Genomic DNA, 14,969 nt, shown 5'->3' with positions numbered 1-14,969 from the left:
GATCGCGACGACTCGGGGAGGGCTGTCACTCGTCCCATGCCGAGGCGAGCAGTGCACGGGTGTCGCGCAGCAGCTGCACCATGACCTTCGACCCACCGAGGACGGTGATGAAGTTGGCGTCGCCGCCCCAGCGCGGCACGACGTGCAGGTGGAGATGCTCGGCCAGCGAGCCTCCCGCCGCGGCACCGAGGTTGAGGCCGACGTTGAAACCGTGCGGACGCGAGACGCGCTTGATGACGCGGAGCGCCCGCTGCGCGAACTGCATGAGTTCGGCGCTCTCCTCGGGCGTCAGGTCCTCGAGGTTGGCCACCCGGCGATACGGTACGACCATCAGATGACCCGGGTTGTACGGGTACAGGTTGAGCACCGCGTACACCAGTTCGCCGCGTGCGACGACGAGGCCCTCCTCGTCGGACATCTTGGGGATGTCGGTGAAGGGCTCGTACGGCTCGTCGCGACCCCGCGGGGACTCGGTGATGTACGACATGCGATGGGGCGACCACAGGCGCTGCAGGTGGTCGGACTCCCCCACGCCGCGGTCGACCATCGAGGCGGGACTGTCGTCGGTCGCTGGGATGTCGGCGGGCCCCGGGGTACGGTCGCCCGTCACGACGGGCTGCCTTCCCCGCCGGAACCGACGAGTTCGGCGGTGGGCGAGGCGTTCTCGCGGCGGCGGACCCACTCGGTGACGATTCGCACGGCCTCGTCGACGGGCACGCCGTTGACCTGCGTGCCGTCGCGGAAGCGGAAGCTGACCGCGCCGGCCGCGACGTCGCGCTCGCCGGCGAGCAGCATGAACGGCACCTTCTGCGTGGTGTGGGTGCGGATCTTCTTCTGCATGCGGTCGTCGGAGACGTCGACCTCGGCGCGGATCCCCTGCGCCTTCAGCTTGCCGACGACGTCGAACAGGTGGCCCTCGAAGTCGGCGGCCACGGGGATGCCCACGACCTGCACGGGCGAGAGCCACGCGGGGAAGGCACCGGCGTAGTGCTCGGTGAGCACACCGAAGAACCGTTCGATGGAACCGAACAGGGCGCGGTGGATCATGACGGGGCGGTGCTTGGCACCGTCGGCGCCGGTGTACTCGAGCTCGAACCGCTCGGGCAGGTTGAAGTCGAGCTGGATCGTCGACATCTGCCAGCTGCGGCCGAGCGCGTCCTTGACCTGCACCGAGATCTTCGGGCCGTAGAAGGCGGCCCCGCCCGGGTCGGGCACGAGGTTCAGGCCGGAGGCCTCACCGACCTCCCGCAGCGTCTCGGTCGCGACGTCCCACAGCTCGTCGCTGCCGACGAACTTCTTGGGGTTCTTCGTCGACAGTTCGAGGTAGTAGTCGTCGAGCCCGTAGTCCTTGAGCAGGTCGAGGATGAAGTTCAGGACGCTGGTGAGCTCGTCGCGCATCTGCTCGGGGGTGCAGAAGATGTGCGCGTCGTCCTGCGTCATGCCGCGCACGCGAGTCAGGCCGTGGACGACACCGGACTTCTCGTAGCGGTAGACCGAACCGAACTCGAACATGCGCAGCGGCAGTTCGCGGTAGGAGCGCCCGCGCGACCGGAAGATCAGGTCGTGCATCGGGCAGTTCATGGGCTTGAGGTAGTAGTCCTGGCCCGGCTTGCGGACGGTGCCGTCCTCGTTGAGCTCCTCGTCGATGTGCATCGCGGGGAACATGCCGTCGCGGTACCAGTCGAGGTGACCGGAGACCTCGTACAGCTGACCCTTGGTGATGTGCGGCGAGTACACGAACTCGTAGCCGGCCTCGACGTGCCGCTGGCGCGAGTAGTTCTCCATCTCCTGGCGGATGATGCCGCCCTTGGGATGGAAGACGGGCAGACCCGAACCGAGCTCGTCGGGGAACGAGAACAGGTCGAGCTCGTTGCCGAGCTTGCGGTGGTCGCGGCGTTCGGCCTCGGCGAGGAGTTCGAGGTGCGCGTCGAGCGCCTCCGTGGACTCCCAGGCTGTGCCGTAGATGCGCTGCAGGCCGGCGTTGTCCTGGTCGCCGCGCCAGTAGGCCGCGGAGCTGCGCGTGAGCTTGAAGGCCGGGATGAACTTGGTGGTGGGCACATGCGGGCCGCGGCACAGGTCCTTCCAGACGAGCTCACCCGTGCGCGGGTTGAGGTTGTCGTAGATGGTCAGTTCCTTGCCGCCGACCTCCATCACCTCGGGGTCCGGCTCGAAGTCACTGCTTCCTGCCTTGTCGTCGATGAGTTCGAGCTTGAACGGCTCGTCCTTCAGTTCCTCGCGGGCGTCCTCGAGGCTGTCGACGACGCGACGCGAGAAGCGCTGGGCGTCCTTGACGATCTTCTTCATCCGCTTCTCGAGCTTCGCGAGATCCTCGGGCGTGAAGGGACGCTCGACCTGGAAGTCGTAGTAGAAGCCGTCGCGGATCGGCGGGCCGATGCCGAGCTTGGCCTCCGGGAACTCCTGCTGCACGGCCTGCGCGAGCACGTGGGCGGCCGAGTGGCGGATGACGCTCCGGCCGTCGTCGGTGTCGGCGCCGACGGCCTCGACCTCGACGTCCGCTTCGGGCGTCCAGGACAGGTCGCGCAGCGCGCCTTCGGAGTCGCGGACGACCACGATCGTCTCGGGTCCCTTGGTGGGCAGACCCGCGTCACGGACCGCCGCGCCCGCAGTGGTCCCCGCGGGCACCCGGACGATCGTGGCTGGTTTCGCGGATGCGGGCGTGGTCACTGTGACGGACTCCTCGGCTCGATGCCTGATACGTGGTCGTCGCCGGGCACGTGCTGCGGTCGACGACCGCGAGCACACGGCAACTTCCTCATGCTATCGACATCCGCGCGGACCGCGAACACAGGGAGCCGTGAAGTCCTCAGAGGTGGTTGAGACCCGTCAGTACCCGTTCGAGCAGTTCGACGTTCGGTCCCACCTTGTCGGCGGTGCGGTGCACGGTGATCTCCCCGGTCGCCGCGAGATCGCCGACGAGCACGCGGGCGACACCGAGCGGGATCTGCGCGAGGGCCGCGATCTCCATGATCGATCTCGGCTGGGCGCACAACGCCAGCACGAGGCGATGCTCGTCCATCGCCGGACCGGACTCACTGCCCATCGCGGAGGGGACGGCCGACACGAGCACTTCGAGAGGCAACTCCACCTCGGCTCGGGTGCGTCCCCCGCTCCGTACGAACGGGCGCACGAACGACGACGTCTCTGGCTGGTTCATGTCCTCGATTCCCACACTGGTCCCGGTGCCCGCATTCCGGCCGGCCGCCTGCGCTGCTCCGACCGACTGCGCTCTGTCGACCGGTTGCGCTGTGTCGACCGGTTGCGCTGCGGGCCGGTACACCTCGGCTGCCGTGACCTCGTCCACGACGGGGCCCGGCTCGCGGTGATTCCGTACCGGCACGGCGTGATCCGCCGGCCGCCGACGCCGACGGGACCGACCGGATCCGAATCTCGCTCCGGTCGCCCCCACGACCGGCCATTCGCTGTCCGCAACGCTCATCCGGACGTGTCCTCCTCGACGACCACGATCCTGCCATCACTATGCGCACTTCGGCCACAAGCACCACAGCTGTGCCCACACGACACGCGTGGTCGAGCCCGATGGGGCCGTTGCGGTTCGAAGGAAACAAGCGCTCGCGGGCGACCCGCCCGACCGGGCGCCACGCACGCTCAACGATTTCATCAAGGTACGAAAAAAGGCACCCCTGCGGGGGTGCCTTTCGTCACTGTCGATCTCGGTGGTCCCGGCTGGGATCGAACCAGCGACCTCCCCGGTGTGAACGGGACGCTCTTCCACTGAGCCACGGGACCGGGCCGCTTCGCAGCGGCTCGAACGAGATGGAACACTAACACGCTCCCGCCACGAACACGAATCGCCTGGTCGTAGCGTTTCGATGCGATATTCCGTGCAGCGCGTCCGGGCGCTGCACGCGCGCGCACGCGGGCGGGCAGGAGTCGGCACCCGGAGCGGCACGCCCCTCCGCCCGGGAGGCCCCGGAGGGCGCGACCGCCGGCGGGATCGACCCGAGCAGGAGACGCGAGATCGGCCCCGAAGCCGAATTCGGAAGCCTGATTCGACACCTCTCATGGGGTCATCGAGCCGTCACGTTCGCGAAATCTGCCGGTTTTCCGCCGTTGACCTGTGGATTTGTGTGTTTCGTAGATGCTCGGCTACTGTTTTGAACCGCACCACGGAGAGCAAGACGCCGAACGGTGCGAATGCGGATGTAGCGCAGCTGGTAGCGCATCACCTTGCCAAGGTGAGGGTCGCGGGTTCGAATCCCGTCATCCGCTCGAGAGGTTGGACTCGACCTTTTACGGTGGAGTGGCCGAGTGGTGAGGCAACGGCCTGCAAAGCCGTGCACACGGGTTCGATTCCCGTCTCCACCTCGCGCGATTAGCTCAGCGGGAGAGCGCTTCCCTGACACGGAAGAGGTCACTGGTTCAATCCCAGTATCGCGCACCAGGTTCGACCAGCACGTGGGTCGAACCGGTTCACCGAAACAACGTGCACATGCGGATGTAGCGCAGCTGGTAGCGCATCACCTTGCCAAGGTGAGGGTCGCGGGTTCGAATCCCGTCATCCGCTCCACTCCGGCGATCACCATGCCGGCGCGATTAGCTCAGCGGGAGAGCGCTTCCCTGACACGGAAGAGGTCACTGGTTCAATCCCAGTATCGCGCACAGAAGATGAAGGCCCCCTTCGATTTTCGAAGGGGGCCTTCATTCGTTCGTGGAGACGCATTCGTTCGTGGAGCCGGCCGATCGTCCGGGTCACCACGGTGAGAGATCCGACTGCGGGTGGTCCGGTGCGAAGGCACTCCCCCGCACCGGACCGGCGCGTCACGCGCCGAGCTTGTTGATCCCCGCGATCATCGCCCGCAGCGACGACTCGTTGCCGGTCTCGCCCGTGCCCATCACCCAGGTCGTGCGCTCGCCGGAACGGCACAACAGGAAGGTCGCGGACATCCCACCGAGGTCGTGGCGGTGGAACGACAGGATCTCGATGTTCAGCCCGAGGTCGTACAGCATCGCAGTCATTGCGGCGATCGGCCCGCAGGTCGTGGCGGATGCCGTGTGGATCGTGTCGCCGATCGCGATCGTCGCCTCGAAGGCGCTGCGCCCCGCACCCAGGGCCGTCGCGGTCCAGCCACCGAGGCGGACCGGGCCGTGCTGGGCACCGTAGGTGGATTCGAACTCCGTCCAGCTCATGCCGGAGGCTTCCTCGCGCAGTCCGCGAGGAAGGGCACGCCCGTAGCGGGCGAAGAACGGATCGGCATCAGGAGTGCCGAAAGGGAACATCGGAGCAGAACCGGAGAAGGAGGTGAAGGCGTTCATCGTTCGTAGTGGTCTTCCACGAGAAGGGAGGACCGACGCGTAGCTCAACGACCCGCAGCGAGGGGTCGGTCCGAATCAGACCCCGCTACGGCGGTGAACTACGAGTACGCGCTTCATAGCCGCGACGGTACAACGCACCGACATTTCGTGCAAGTCGTATACACGGGACCGTGTGACGGAACCGTGACCAGTGCGGCTGGAACCTGAGGTATCCCTCATGTAGCGTGGATGTTGCCATCCCCCCGATGGTGTCGAACCCCAGCCATGACCCCCCATCCAAGGCTGGGGTTCAGCCATATCCGGACCCTTTTCCGCCTCACGTCCGGCTCGTGTCTCCGTCTCGCATCGACACGCGGGGCACCTGCAGGATCGTCCCGTCCGAGTGCTTCACTGGTGTGCATGTCCATGCCACCACTCGAAGAAGCGGTCTCCGTCGACGAGGCAGGCATCTGGGATGCCGAGGCGATCGCCCAGGTCGCCGCCGCGACCTTCCCGCTCGCCTGCCCTCCGGACGCCGCCGAGGACGACATCGCCGACTTCATCGAGCGCACTCTCAGCGCGGAGAAGTTCGCCGAGTACCTGTCCTCCCCCGAACGCATCGTCCTCGAGGCGCGCGCGGGTGAGGAGATCGTCGGCTATCTGATGGCAGTGGACGCCGCTCCCGAGGATCCGGCGATCGATGCGATGCTCACGGCACGGCCGGCGATCGAGATCAGCAAGCTGTACGTGATGCCGGGTCACCACGGTTCCGGGGTGTCCGCGGCGCTCATGGACGCGATCGTCGCGCGGGCCCGCACGCTCGGGCGGGCGGGCCTGTGGCTCGGCGTCAACCAGGAGAACACCCGCGCCCGGCGCTTCTACGAGAAGCAGGGCTTCGAGGTGGTGGGCACGCGCACGTTCGTCGTGGGCGCGCAGACGCACGACGATTTCGTCATGCAGCGCACCCTCTGAACGAAACTCCCGGCAGTGAGCCGGTGATGGGATGAGGACGACCCGGCGCGCACGAGCGCCGGGCATGCGATCAGCCCGCGGCGACCTCGAAGCGGGACAGCGCCAGGAGACGGGACGTCGCGCGCAGGTACTTCTTGCGGTAACCGCCGGCGAGCATCTCGGGCGTGAAGATCTCGTCGAGCTTGGCGCCGGAGACCGTCACGGGGATGCTCGCGTCGTACATGCGGTCGGCGAGGACCACCAGACGCAGGGCGACAGACTGGTCCTTCGCCGGGTGCACGCCCTCGAGGAAGACCGCGGGGACACCCTCGACGAGCTTGCCGTAACGCGAGGGGTGCAGCGTGCTCAAGTGCGCGCACAGCTCGTCGAAGTCGTCGAGCGTGGCGCCCGGGATCGCTTCGGCGCGCTCGGCGAGCTCGGCCGAGTCGACCGGATCGGGTGCGGGCGGCAGGTCGCGGTGACGGTAGTCGGGGCCGTCGACGCGGATGGTCTCGAAGATCGACGCGAGCTTCTTGATCTCGCGCAGGAAGTCCTGTGCCGCGAACCGTCCCTCACCCAGCTGGCCGGGGAGCGTGTTGGAGGTCGCGACGATCGAGACGCCACGGGCCGACAGTTCGGTCAGCAGACGCGAGACGAGCATGGTGTCGCCCGGATCGTCGAGTTCGAACTCGTCGATGCACAGCACGCTGTGGCTCGACAGCTCCTCGACGGCCTTGTTGAACCCGAGGGCGCCGACGACGTGGGTGAGCTCGACGAACGTGCCGAAGGCCTTGGGGGCGGGTGCGCTGTGGAAGATCGAGGCGAGCAGGTGGGTCTTGCCCACACCGAAGCCGCCGTCGAGGTAGAGGCCGGCACCCTGCGGCTGGGAGCGGCGGCCGAACAGGCCGCGCTTGCCGCCGCGGATCTTCCCGATCTTGCCGACGAACTCTGCCGCGGTCTTCACCGCAGCCGCCTGACTCGGCTCGTTCGGATCCGGGATGTACGACTCGAAGCTCACCTCGTCGAACATCGCGGGGGGCACCATCTGCGCCACCAACTGGTCTGCAGGCACCACCGGATTGCGGTCGACGAGACGTTCGTGCATTAGCCCAGGGTACGACCGCACCATGCTCGGATCCTCACTCGAATCCGGATTGCGACCTACTTCACACGGCGTTCACCTCGGCGTCATGCACTGGGAGGACACTTCGGATCGGCCGCTCCACCACCGGTTGCACGCGTCCGCCGGTGAACCTGGCAGGCTGTGCGCATGCGCAGATCGGGAGTGATCGCCGCGATGTTGATCACGGTTGCCGCGGCGTCGACCGCGTGCGGAGCAGGACCGTCGATACGTCCCGACGTCGCCGTGGTGCGCGACGATCCCGGTGTCGCCGTCGACAGGACCCCGCAGGACGAGACCGAGGTGCCCGACCTCCCGGTGCCGTCGGCCGAACCGGCGTGGCGGAACTGCACCGACGAGACACTCTCCTCGTTCGACGCACTGCCCGGCCCTCAGGGCCTGGTTCTCGAGTGCGCGGAGGTCGTCGCCCCGATCGATGCGGCCGGCACCGTGACGGGCACCTTCCCGCTGGCGGTCATGCGGGCACGACTGCCCGATACCCCCACCGACGTGGCGCCGCTGGTTCTCACGACCGGCGCCGACATCGCGTCCTCGCGTGCACTGACCGGCATGGCGACCGGTCCGATGTCCGGTGCACTGGCGATGCGCCCGATCGTCGCGGTGGATCGGCGCGGAATCGGCAACTCGCTCGCGATCGACTGCATCTTCCCCGCGGACCGTCGTGGTCTCGGCGATCTCGGGCAATTCGGCCGCACCGGCGATGCACCCGAACGTGTCGCCGATCTGGGCCGACAGGCGACCGTCTCGTGCACCGACTACCTGCAGCCCCAGCAGCTGATGTTCGGCGCATCGCACGCCGCCGACGACATCGAGCGCCTCCGCCAGGCGTGGGGCGTGGACCGGATCGGCCTCCTCGGCGTGGGGAACGGTGCGACGGTCGCGCTCGCCTACGCCGCCGCCTATCCGGGCGCGGTCGGCCGCCTGGTCCTCGACTCCCCCGCCGCGGCCACCGCCGACGCCGAGCTCATGGCCGAGTCGCAGGCCCGCGGGGCAGAGGCCGCCGTCGATGCCTTCACGCGGCAGTGCATCGCCCTCGACTGCGCCCTGGGCGACGATCCCCGCGCGGCGATCGAGGATCTGCACGAGCAGGCCACCGAGGGTGACCTCGCGCCGGTCTCGGCCAACTCGTTCCTCACGGCGCTGACGGGTGTCCTCGGCACGCCGCGCGGCGATCTGCAGGGCCGCGTCCGTGAGGTGGCGGACGTCCTCGCGGCGGCACGGGACGGCGATGTCATGCCGCTCATCGAACTGGTCGGCGCGGCCGAGGAGAGGCTCTCGACGGACGGTCAGTTCGTCGCCCGGTGCAGCGACGGACAGCGGTGGCCGACCCCGACCCATGCGGGCGATCTCGCCCGGAGCTGGTCGACCCTGTATCCGCTCTACGGCGCGGACCTTGCGACGGGCCTGACGGCATGTGCGGCGTGGCCGAGCCTGCCTCCCCCGCCGCTGCCGGCTGCGCTCGACGTGCCCGTGCTCGTCTCCTCGGGGGCCGCGGACCCGGTCGTGGGCAATGCCGGCGTGGAGTCGGTGACCGGTGTGCTCACCGCGGGCGGTATCGCCTGGGCGTCACTGTCGTGGCAGGGCGCCGGTTATTCGGCAGTCCTGCACTCGGGTTGCGTGCAGGCCCGGGTGGAGGCCTATCTGTCCGAGGGGGAACTTCCGCCCAACGGGAGCCTGTGCCCCGCGTGAACCTTCCCGGCACGGGGTCAGGGCGTGTGCACGGGTCCGCAGGCCCGCGGTGTACCGTGCCGTAGTGTTCCTCAGAAGTCTCGAACCCCGGACCGCACGCACGACCGCCGAGGTGGTCAAGGCTGTGGTGTGGCCCCTTGCCGTACTGACGGTTCTGCACCGGGTCGTGATCAAAGCGGTCAACGGGTTCCGGACGGACGACTTCACCCCGGTCTACAACGCGGCGCTGGCCTTCCTCAACCGCCGGCCGGTGTACACCGCCGAGTTCCAGTGGGTCGATCCCCACTATCTCTACCCACCTTCCGGCACGCTGCTGATCGCCCCGATCGCGGTGATCGACCCCGAACGGTCGCGGTGGTTGTTCATCCTCGCCAATGCGATCGCGATCCTCGTCGCGCTGTACCTGCTGCTGCGCATGTTCGGTCTGCGGCTCGACTCGCCGATCGCGCCGGTGCTGGTCTTCGCCGCGTTCGCCTCCGAGACGGTGACGAACACGCTCGTCTTCACGAACATCAACGGTCTCGTCCTGCTCGGCGAGATCGCCTTCCTGACGCTGCTGCTCAAACGCCGTGATCTGTGGGCGGGAGCTGCGCTCGGCCTGACCTTCGCCGTCAAACCGATCCTCGCGCCCCTGCTGTTCCTGCCACTCGTGCGCGGACAGTGGAAGGTCTTCATCACCGCCGCGGGCGTCCCGATCGCGCTGACGATCATCGCGTGGCCCCTGTCGGTCGACGCGTGGCAGTTCGTCGAACACACCGTGCCGTACCTGCTCGAGTCCCGCGACTACTTCAACAGCGCGATCGTCGGCAACGGCATGTACTACGGGCTCCCGGCCTGGCTGGTCTTCGGCCTGCGGGCGGTGCTCGCGGTGATGGTCGCGGTCTCGGTGTGGCTGCTCTACCGCTACTGCCGCCACGACGAGGTGTTCTTCGTGTGCACCGCCGGCGGTGTGTTGCTCGCGGCCTCGTTCCTGCTCGGATCGCTCGGCCAGATGTACTACTCGATGATGCTGTTCCCGCTGCTGATGACGGTGCTGCTGCCTAATTCCGTGATGCGGAACTGGCCCGCCTGGCTCGCCGTCTACGGCTTCCTGAGCTACGACTCGTGGCTGTCGAGCCGATGGGTGGAGGCCGGGCGCGCGGCGGAGTACATGAAGACCACCTTCGGCTGGTCGCTGCTGCTCATCGTCGTCTTCGCCGTCCTGCTCGACCGCTACCTCGCCGCGAAGCGGGAAGGACGCCTGGCGGACGGAATCGAGCCGTCGCACCTGCTCGAGGTGAAGCAGCCGGCACGGACGTGACCCGCTGCTTCCGGTGCAGACGTGACGCGTGCGCCGACCGCGGTTAGCGTGGAGATCATGACGTCTGCTCCTCGATCCGAACCCGCACCCAAGGTCGTCCACACCGACGAGGAATGGCGCGCGAAGCTCACTCCCGCCGAATTCGCCGTGTTGCGGCAGGCCGGCACCGAGCGCCCCTTCGTCGGCGAGTACACCGACACCGAGACCGAGGGCATCTACGAATGCCGCGCGTGCGGTGCCGAACTGTTCCGCAGCACCGAGAAGTTCCACTCCCACTGCGGGTGGCCCTCGTTCTTCGACCCCGCCGACTCCGACGCCGTGATCCTGCGCGAGGACAACTCGCTCGGCATGCGGCGCATCGAGGTGGTGTGCGCGACGTGCCACAGCCATCTCGGGCACGTCTTCGAGGGCGAGGGTTACCCGACGCCCACCGACCAGCGGTACTGCATCAACTCGATCTCCCTGCGCCTGGTTCCGTCGGAGTGATCCCGGCCGCGGCCAGCGCGGTCCACAGCGCGTCGTGCCGTTCGGCGGTCGGTGCCGGTTCGACGAGTTCGAACGCGCATCCGATCGACCGGGCGGCACCGTCCGCTTTCTCGCTGTCGCCGATCATCAACGTGCGCTGCGGGTCGACGCCCAGTGCGTCGACCGCGTAGCGGAAGATCTCCGGCTCGGGCTTGACGGCGCCCACCTCGAAGGAGAGCGCGAACACCGACACGAGGTCGTCGATACCGAGGCGCGCGAAGGCCGGTCGCAGATCGAAGGCGATGTTGCTCACCACGCCGACCGCGATGCCGTCGCCGGCGAGTGCCTCGACGACGGGGACGGTGTCCGGATAGACGGTCCAGCAGTCGGGGTCGGTCACCTTCTCGTAGAGCGCCTGTGCCTGCTCGGGATCGGCCACACCGGACTTGCGCAGCACCGTCAGGTAGGCCTCGCGGTGCCAGCGCGGCTCTCGGTCGCGGTTGGTCCACGCGTGGTGCTCGTCGGCGTCCATCTCGACGGGCTGCCCGACGGGTTGCGTCAGCCGCCGCATGAGTTCGGCCTGCCGGTGCACGTCGAAGGGTCTGCCCTCGTGGTCGGTGACGTCCGCGAGCCAGCTCTCGTCCTCCTCGAGCCGGAAGAGGGTGCCGGAGAAGTCGAACAGGACGGCATCGAAGGGGGTCTCGGCCATGTCCCGAGGCTAACGGCTGCGGGACAGTGGCAGGTCGGCTCGGGTAGATCTCCTCGAGCAGTCGCATCGCCGCCCTCGCGGCGGGCCGGCCGCTCGCAGGGAATGCCCCGATACGGACCGAATCATGTGGCCCGAGGTCACCGACCGAGCGGCCGGTATACGCCACAATTTCTCGCATGAGCGAGACGGGTACGAGAATCCGGCGGCACACGAAACTGTCCGTCGTCGGTGCCGGAAGCGTCGGCACCGCGGTGGCGTACGCATGTCTGCTCCGGGGGTCGGCAGACGCGATCGCGCTGTACGACACGAATACCGCGAAGGTGCGCGCGGAGGTCCTCGACCTGAACCACGGCACCCAGTTCGCGCCGTCGTGCCGGATCGAGGGCAGCGACGACATCGCCGTCACCGCCGGTTCCGATCTGATCGTCGTGACCGCGGGGGCCAAGCAGCATCCCGGCCAGTCGCGCCTGGATCTCGCGGCCGCGAACGTCGCCCTGGCACGGGACCTGACTCCCGGTCTGCTGTCCGTCTCCCCCGAGGCGGTGATCGTCTTCGTCAGCAATCCGGTCGACATCGTCACCCGCGCCGCGATCGCGGCGACCGGCATCGCGGACGGCCGGATCTTCGGGTCGGGCACGGTGCTCGATTCCGGCCGGCTGCGGTACCTGCTCGCCCACCGCGCCGACGTCGCGGTCGAGAACGTCCACGCGTTCGTCGTCGGGGAACACGGCGACTCGGAGGTCGCCCTGTGGTCGAGTGCGACGATCGGCGGTGTGCCGGTGGAGTCCTTTGCCGTCGACGGACGCCCGGTCTTCGGTCCGGACACCCGCGCCGAACTCTTCGAGGAGGTCGTGCGCAGCGCCTACGAGATCATCCGCGGCAAGGGCGCCACGAATCTCGCGATCGGACTGTCGAGTGCCCGCATCGTGGAGGCCGTGCTGCGGAACCAGCGCCGGGTGCTCGCGGTGTCGACGCTGCAGACCGGGCGGCAGGGCCTGCAGGACGTCTGCCTCTCGCTTCCCACCGTCGTCGACGCGCGCGGCGCGCACACCGTGCTCGACGTGCCGCTGTCGCCGGAGGAGGAAGCGGGGCTGGCCGCCTCCGCAGCCACCCTGCGTGAGGTCCAGGCGTCCCTCGGCCTGTGACCGCTCAGCGCTGCCGGACGACCGGCGGATCGTAGGCCCGGATGGGCGGCAGCTCGCCGTCGAACCGCTCGACGTCGACGAGCACGTGCTGCCCCGTACAGCCGTGGGACAGCGACGACGTGCCGACGTCGGGGGTGAGCACGTTCGCGTTCCCGTGCACGCACATCGATCCGGGATCGGACGGATCCAGCGGGTCGTACCACGCTCCCGTCGCGAGCTGGACGACGTTCGGCAGCAGGCCGTCGTCGAGGACCACCCCGGCGAGGCAGGAACCCCGTTCGTTGAAGACGCGCACGATGTCACCGGCCTCCAGACCTCGCGCGGCCGCGTCCTCGGGATGCATCCGGATCGGTTCGCGTCCACGGATCTTCGATGCCTGGCTCACCGAGCCGTGATCGAGCTGGCCGTGCAGGCGCGTGGCCGGCTGGTTGGCGATCAGGTGCAGCGGGAACCGTTCGACCCGCGAGGAGCCGAGCCACTCGTCGGGTTCGTACCAGGTGGGGTGCCCGGCGCAGTCGTCGTACCCGAACGAGTCGATATCGGCGGAGAAGATCTCGAGCCGTCCGCTGGGGGTCCGCAGCGGGTTCGCCTCGGGGTCGGTCCGGAAGTCCTCGAACAGGGTCAGATCGTCCTCGGTCCGCATCCGGACCGGTCCGCCGTACCAGAAGTCGTCGAAGGGCGGCGGGTCCTCGATCCGCCGGTCGTCGGCGAGGACGAAACCACGCCACTGCTCGTAGAGGTGCTCGAGCCACTGCCGGGAGCTCCGGCCCTCGGTGAACTTCTCGCCGAAGCCCAGGCGATGGGCGAGATCGGTGAAGGTGTCGTAGTCGTCGCGGGCGTCGGCGAACCGCGGGACGGCGGCCTGCATCGCGACGAGCAGCGGATCGTTGCGCGTGCACGTCAGGTCGTCGCGCTCGAGCGCGGTGGTCGACGGCACGACGATGTCGGCGTGCTTGGCCATCGGCGTCCAGTACGGGTCGTGGACGACGATCGTGTCGGGTCGCTGCAGGGCCCGGCGGAGCCGGCCGATGTCCTGGTGGTGGTGGAAGGGATTGCCGCCCGCCCAGTACACGAGCCGGGTGTCGGGGAAGGTCAGGCGTTGCCCGTCGTAGTCGAACTGCTCCCCCGGCCGCAGCAGCAGGTCGGCGATCGCGGCGACGGGGATGAAGTCCTCGACGTCGTTGTTGCCCTGGAACAGGGTGGGCAGCGGATACGGGACGGGCGCGAGACCGGGTTCGTTCATCGAGCCGTAGCCGTGGCCGAAACCGCCTCCGGGAACGCCGAGTTGACCGAGCATCGCGGCGAGGGTCACACCCGCCCAGGGTGCCTGCTCGCCGTGCCGGACGCGTTGCAGCGACCATGTGACCGACACCAGGGTGCGGCCTCGGGCCATGCGTCGCGCGAGGTCCACGAGGGTGCCGGCCGGGATGCCCGACAGTCCGGCGGCCCACTCGGGGGTCTTGGGGACGCCGTCGGTGCGGCCGAGCAGGTATTCCTCGAAGCGGTCGTAACCGGTGCAGTAGCGGTCGAGGAACTCGCGGTCGGCGAGGCCTTCGGTGGCCAGGACGTAGCCGAGGGCGAGCATGATCGCGACGTCGGTGCCCGGCCGGGGTGCCAGCCACTCGTGCTCACCGTGCACGTCGCTGCGGATCGGGCTGAACGAGACGATCCGGCCGCCGCGGGCCCGCATCCGGTCGAGGGCGTCGCGGGTGGGGTGGTCGCTCGTGCCGCCGTCGTTGACGGCGGTGTTCTTGAGCGGGATCCCGCCGAAGCACACCATCAGATCGGTCTCGCGGGCGATGACCTCCCAGGAGGTCGAGCGCGCGAACAGTTTCCAGTGGGTCCCCACGACGTGCGGCATGATCACGCCGGTCGCGCCGAGCGAGTAGGAGTGCACCGAGCGGGTGTAGCCGCCGAACATCTTCAGGAAGCGGTGCACCTGGCTCTGGGCGTGGTGGAACCGGCCGGGTGCGGACCAGCCGTAGGAGCCACCGAAGATCGCCCGGTTGCCGTGCCGGTCCTTCACACGCTGCAGTTCGCCCGCGAGGATCTCGGTGAGTTCGTCCCACGAGACGGCGACGAACTCGTGGTCGCCGCGTCGTGAGCTCGGTCCCGGTCCGTTCTCGAGCCAGCCGCGGCGCACGGCCGGGCCGGCGATGCGAGCACGGTGCCGCACCGATCCGGGGATGTTCCCCAGGATCGGTGAGGGGTCGCGGTCCCCGGCGTAGGGGCGCACGGCGACGACCTCGCCGTCGCGTGCCTGCGCCGAGAACATCCCCCAGTGCGCCATCTGGG

General features: G+C 68.6%; 12 protein-coding genes and 6 tRNA genes. 10 read left to right on the top strand and 8 right to left on the bottom strand.

Features of this window, described 5'->3' with window-relative positions:
- Window positions 1-25: 25 nt before the first annotated feature.
- The 4 genes from LPH33_RS10655 to LPH33_RS10640 all read right to left on the bottom strand — a co-directional run bounded on the left by LPH33_RS10655 (window position 26) and on the right by LPH33_RS10640 (window position 3,768).
- On the bottom strand, window positions 26-547 hold the full coding sequence (locus LPH33_RS10655) for an HIT family protein (RefSeq protein ID WP_060653306.1): 522 nt from the start codon (window positions 545-547) through the stop codon (window positions 26-28).
- Between the two features lie 59 nt (window positions 548-606).
- The gene (gene thrS, locus LPH33_RS10650; RefSeq protein WP_085468071.1) at window positions 607-2,685 is read right to left on the bottom strand and encodes a threonine--tRNA ligase; all 2,079 of its coding nucleotides are present in this window, start codon (window positions 2,683-2,685) and stop codon (window positions 607-609) included.
- 139 nt (window positions 2,686-2,824) lie between these two features.
- Complete coding sequence (locus tag LPH33_RS10645; RefSeq protein WP_059381311.1) at window positions 2,825-3,457, bottom strand: DUF742 domain-containing protein; 633 nt, start codon at window positions 3,455-3,457, stop codon at window positions 2,825-2,827.
- A 239-nt stretch (window positions 3,458-3,696) separates the two neighbouring features.
- A tRNA-Val gene (locus tag LPH33_RS10640) sits at window positions 3,697-3,768 on the bottom strand.
- A 410-nt stretch (window positions 3,769-4,178) separates the two neighbouring features.
- Between LPH33_RS10640 and LPH33_RS10635 the strand changes: the two genes are divergently transcribed.
- The 5 genes from LPH33_RS10635 (at window position 4,179) to LPH33_RS10615 (ending at window position 4,641) form a co-directional block, all read left to right on the top strand.
- A tRNA-Gly gene (locus tag LPH33_RS10635) sits at window positions 4,179-4,251 on the top strand.
- Window positions 4,252-4,276: 25 nt separating this feature from the next.
- Window positions 4,277-4,347: transfer RNA gene (locus tag LPH33_RS10630), tRNA-Cys, on the top strand.
- Window position 4,348: 1 nt separating this feature from the next.
- Window positions 4,349-4,423: transfer RNA gene (locus tag LPH33_RS10625), tRNA-Val, on the top strand.
- A gap of 50 nt (window positions 4,424-4,473) precedes the next feature.
- Window positions 4,474-4,549: transfer RNA gene (locus LPH33_RS10620), tRNA-Gly, on the top strand.
- 20 nt (window positions 4,550-4,569) lie between these two features.
- Window positions 4,570-4,641, top strand: a tRNA-Val gene (locus LPH33_RS10615).
- A gap of 159 nt (window positions 4,642-4,800) precedes the next feature.
- On the opposite strand, the gene LPH33_RS10610 is transcribed toward LPH33_RS10615, so the two are convergent.
- Complete coding sequence (locus LPH33_RS10610; RefSeq protein WP_160876009.1) at window positions 4,801-5,295, bottom strand: alpha-isopropylmalate synthase regulatory domain-containing protein; 495 nt, start codon at window positions 5,293-5,295, stop codon at window positions 4,801-4,803.
- 399 nt (window positions 5,296-5,694) lie between these two features.
- Here LPH33_RS10610 and LPH33_RS10605 point away from each other — a divergent pair, with 399 nt between their 5' ends.
- Window positions 5,695-6,246 (top strand): GNAT family N-acetyltransferase, encoded by a 552-nt coding sequence (locus tag LPH33_RS10605; protein ID WP_229567983.1) that lies wholly within the window; start codon window positions 5,695-5,697, stop codon window positions 6,244-6,246.
- A 70-nt stretch (window positions 6,247-6,316) separates the two neighbouring features.
- Here LPH33_RS10605 and zapE read toward each other — a convergent pair whose 3' ends face one another.
- Window positions 6,317-7,330 carry a cell division protein ZapE gene (gene zapE, locus LPH33_RS10600; RefSeq protein ID WP_016694441.1) on the bottom strand — a complete coding sequence of 338 codons (1,014 nt, stop codon included), beginning with the start codon at window positions 7,328-7,330 and terminating at the stop codon, window positions 6,317-6,319.
- Between the two features lie 165 nt (window positions 7,331-7,495).
- Here zapE and LPH33_RS10595 point away from each other — a divergent pair, with 165 nt between their 5' ends.
- From LPH33_RS10595 to msrB, 3 genes are all read left to right on the top strand, one after another.
- The gene (locus LPH33_RS10595) at window positions 7,496-9,055 is read left to right on the top strand and encodes an alpha/beta fold hydrolase (protein ID WP_229567981.1); all 1,560 of its coding nucleotides are present in this window, start codon (window positions 7,496-7,498) and stop codon (window positions 9,053-9,055) included.
- A gap of 64 nt (window positions 9,056-9,119) precedes the next feature.
- Window positions 9,120-10,355 carry a glycosyltransferase family 87 protein gene (locus tag LPH33_RS10590; protein ID WP_160876005.1) on the top strand — a complete coding sequence of 412 codons (1,236 nt, stop codon included), beginning with the start codon at window positions 9,120-9,122 and terminating at the stop codon, window positions 10,353-10,355.
- Between the two features lie 57 nt (window positions 10,356-10,412).
- Entirely contained in the window at window positions 10,413-10,841 is a 429-nt protein-coding gene (gene msrB, locus LPH33_RS10585; RefSeq protein WP_059381498.1) for a peptide-methionine (R)-S-oxide reductase MsrB, read from the top strand.
- Here msrB and LPH33_RS10580 read toward each other — a convergent pair.
- On the bottom strand, window positions 10,804-11,529 hold the full coding sequence (locus LPH33_RS10580) for an HAD family hydrolase (protein WP_016694444.1): 726 nt from the start codon (window positions 11,527-11,529) through the stop codon (window positions 10,804-10,806). The genes msrB and LPH33_RS10580 overlap by 38 nt on opposite strands.
- A gap of 176 nt (window positions 11,530-11,705) precedes the next feature.
- Here LPH33_RS10580 and LPH33_RS10575 point away from each other — a divergent pair, with 176 nt between their 5' ends.
- Window positions 11,706-12,674 carry an L-lactate dehydrogenase gene (locus LPH33_RS10575; protein ID WP_016694445.1) on the top strand — a complete coding sequence of 323 codons (969 nt, stop codon included), beginning with the start codon at window positions 11,706-11,708 and terminating at the stop codon, window positions 12,672-12,674.
- A gap of 4 nt (window positions 12,675-12,678) precedes the next feature.
- Here the strand turns inward: LPH33_RS10575 and LPH33_RS10570 are convergent, their stop codons facing one another.
- Window positions 12,679-14,964, bottom strand: a complete 2,286-nt coding sequence (locus LPH33_RS10570) for a molybdopterin-dependent oxidoreductase (protein WP_229568318.1) — start codon at window positions 14,962-14,964, stop codon at window positions 12,679-12,681.
- Between the last annotated feature and the right edge of the window lie 5 nt (window positions 14,965-14,969).

The organism is Rhodococcus sp. RDE2 (genome assembly GCF_020885655.1).
Lineage (GTDB): Bacteria > Actinomycetota > Actinomycetes > Mycobacteriales > Mycobacteriaceae > Rhodococcus > Rhodococcus pyridinivorans.
Note: the sequence above shows the minus strand (reverse complement) of the source record. Positions and strands in the feature narration are given on the sequence as shown.

Excerpts from the sequence above, each read along its gene's own strand:
- LPH33_RS10610 (WP_160876009.1), bottom strand. The coding sequence starts at position 5,295 with ATGAACGCCTTCACCTCCTTCTCCGGTTCTGCTCCGATGTTCCCTTTC.
- LPH33_RS10580 (WP_016694444.1), bottom strand. The coding sequence starts at position 11,529 with ATGGCCGAGACCCCCTTCGATGCCGTCCTGTTCGACTTCTCCGGCACC.
- LPH33_RS10575 (WP_016694445.1), top strand. The coding sequence starts at position 11,706 with ATGAGCGAGACGGGTACGAGAATCCGGCGGCACACGAAACTGTCCGTC.
- LPH33_RS10655 (WP_060653306.1), bottom strand. The coding sequence starts at position 547 with ATGGTCGACCGCGGCGTGGGGGAGTCCGACCACCTGCAGCGCCTGTGG.
- msrB (WP_059381498.1), top strand. The coding sequence starts at position 10,413 with ATGACGTCTGCTCCTCGATCCGAACCCGCACCCAAGGTCGTCCACACC.
- LPH33_RS10595 (WP_229567981.1), top strand. The coding sequence starts at position 7,496 with ATGCGCAGATCGGGAGTGATCGCCGCGATGTTGATCACGGTTGCCGCG.
- LPH33_RS10570 (WP_229568318.1), bottom strand. The coding sequence starts at position 14,964 with ATGGCGCACTGGGGGATGTTCTCGGCGCAGGCACGCGACGGCGAGGTC.
- zapE (WP_016694441.1), bottom strand. The coding sequence starts at position 7,330 with ATGCACGAACGTCTCGTCGACCGCAATCCGGTGGTGCCTGCAGACCAG.
- LPH33_RS10645 (WP_059381311.1), bottom strand. The coding sequence starts at position 3,457 with ATGAGCGTTGCGGACAGCGAATGGCCGGTCGTGGGGGCGACCGGAGCG.
- LPH33_RS10605 (WP_229567983.1), top strand. The coding sequence starts at position 5,695 with ATGTCCATGCCACCACTCGAAGAAGCGGTCTCCGTCGACGAGGCAGGC.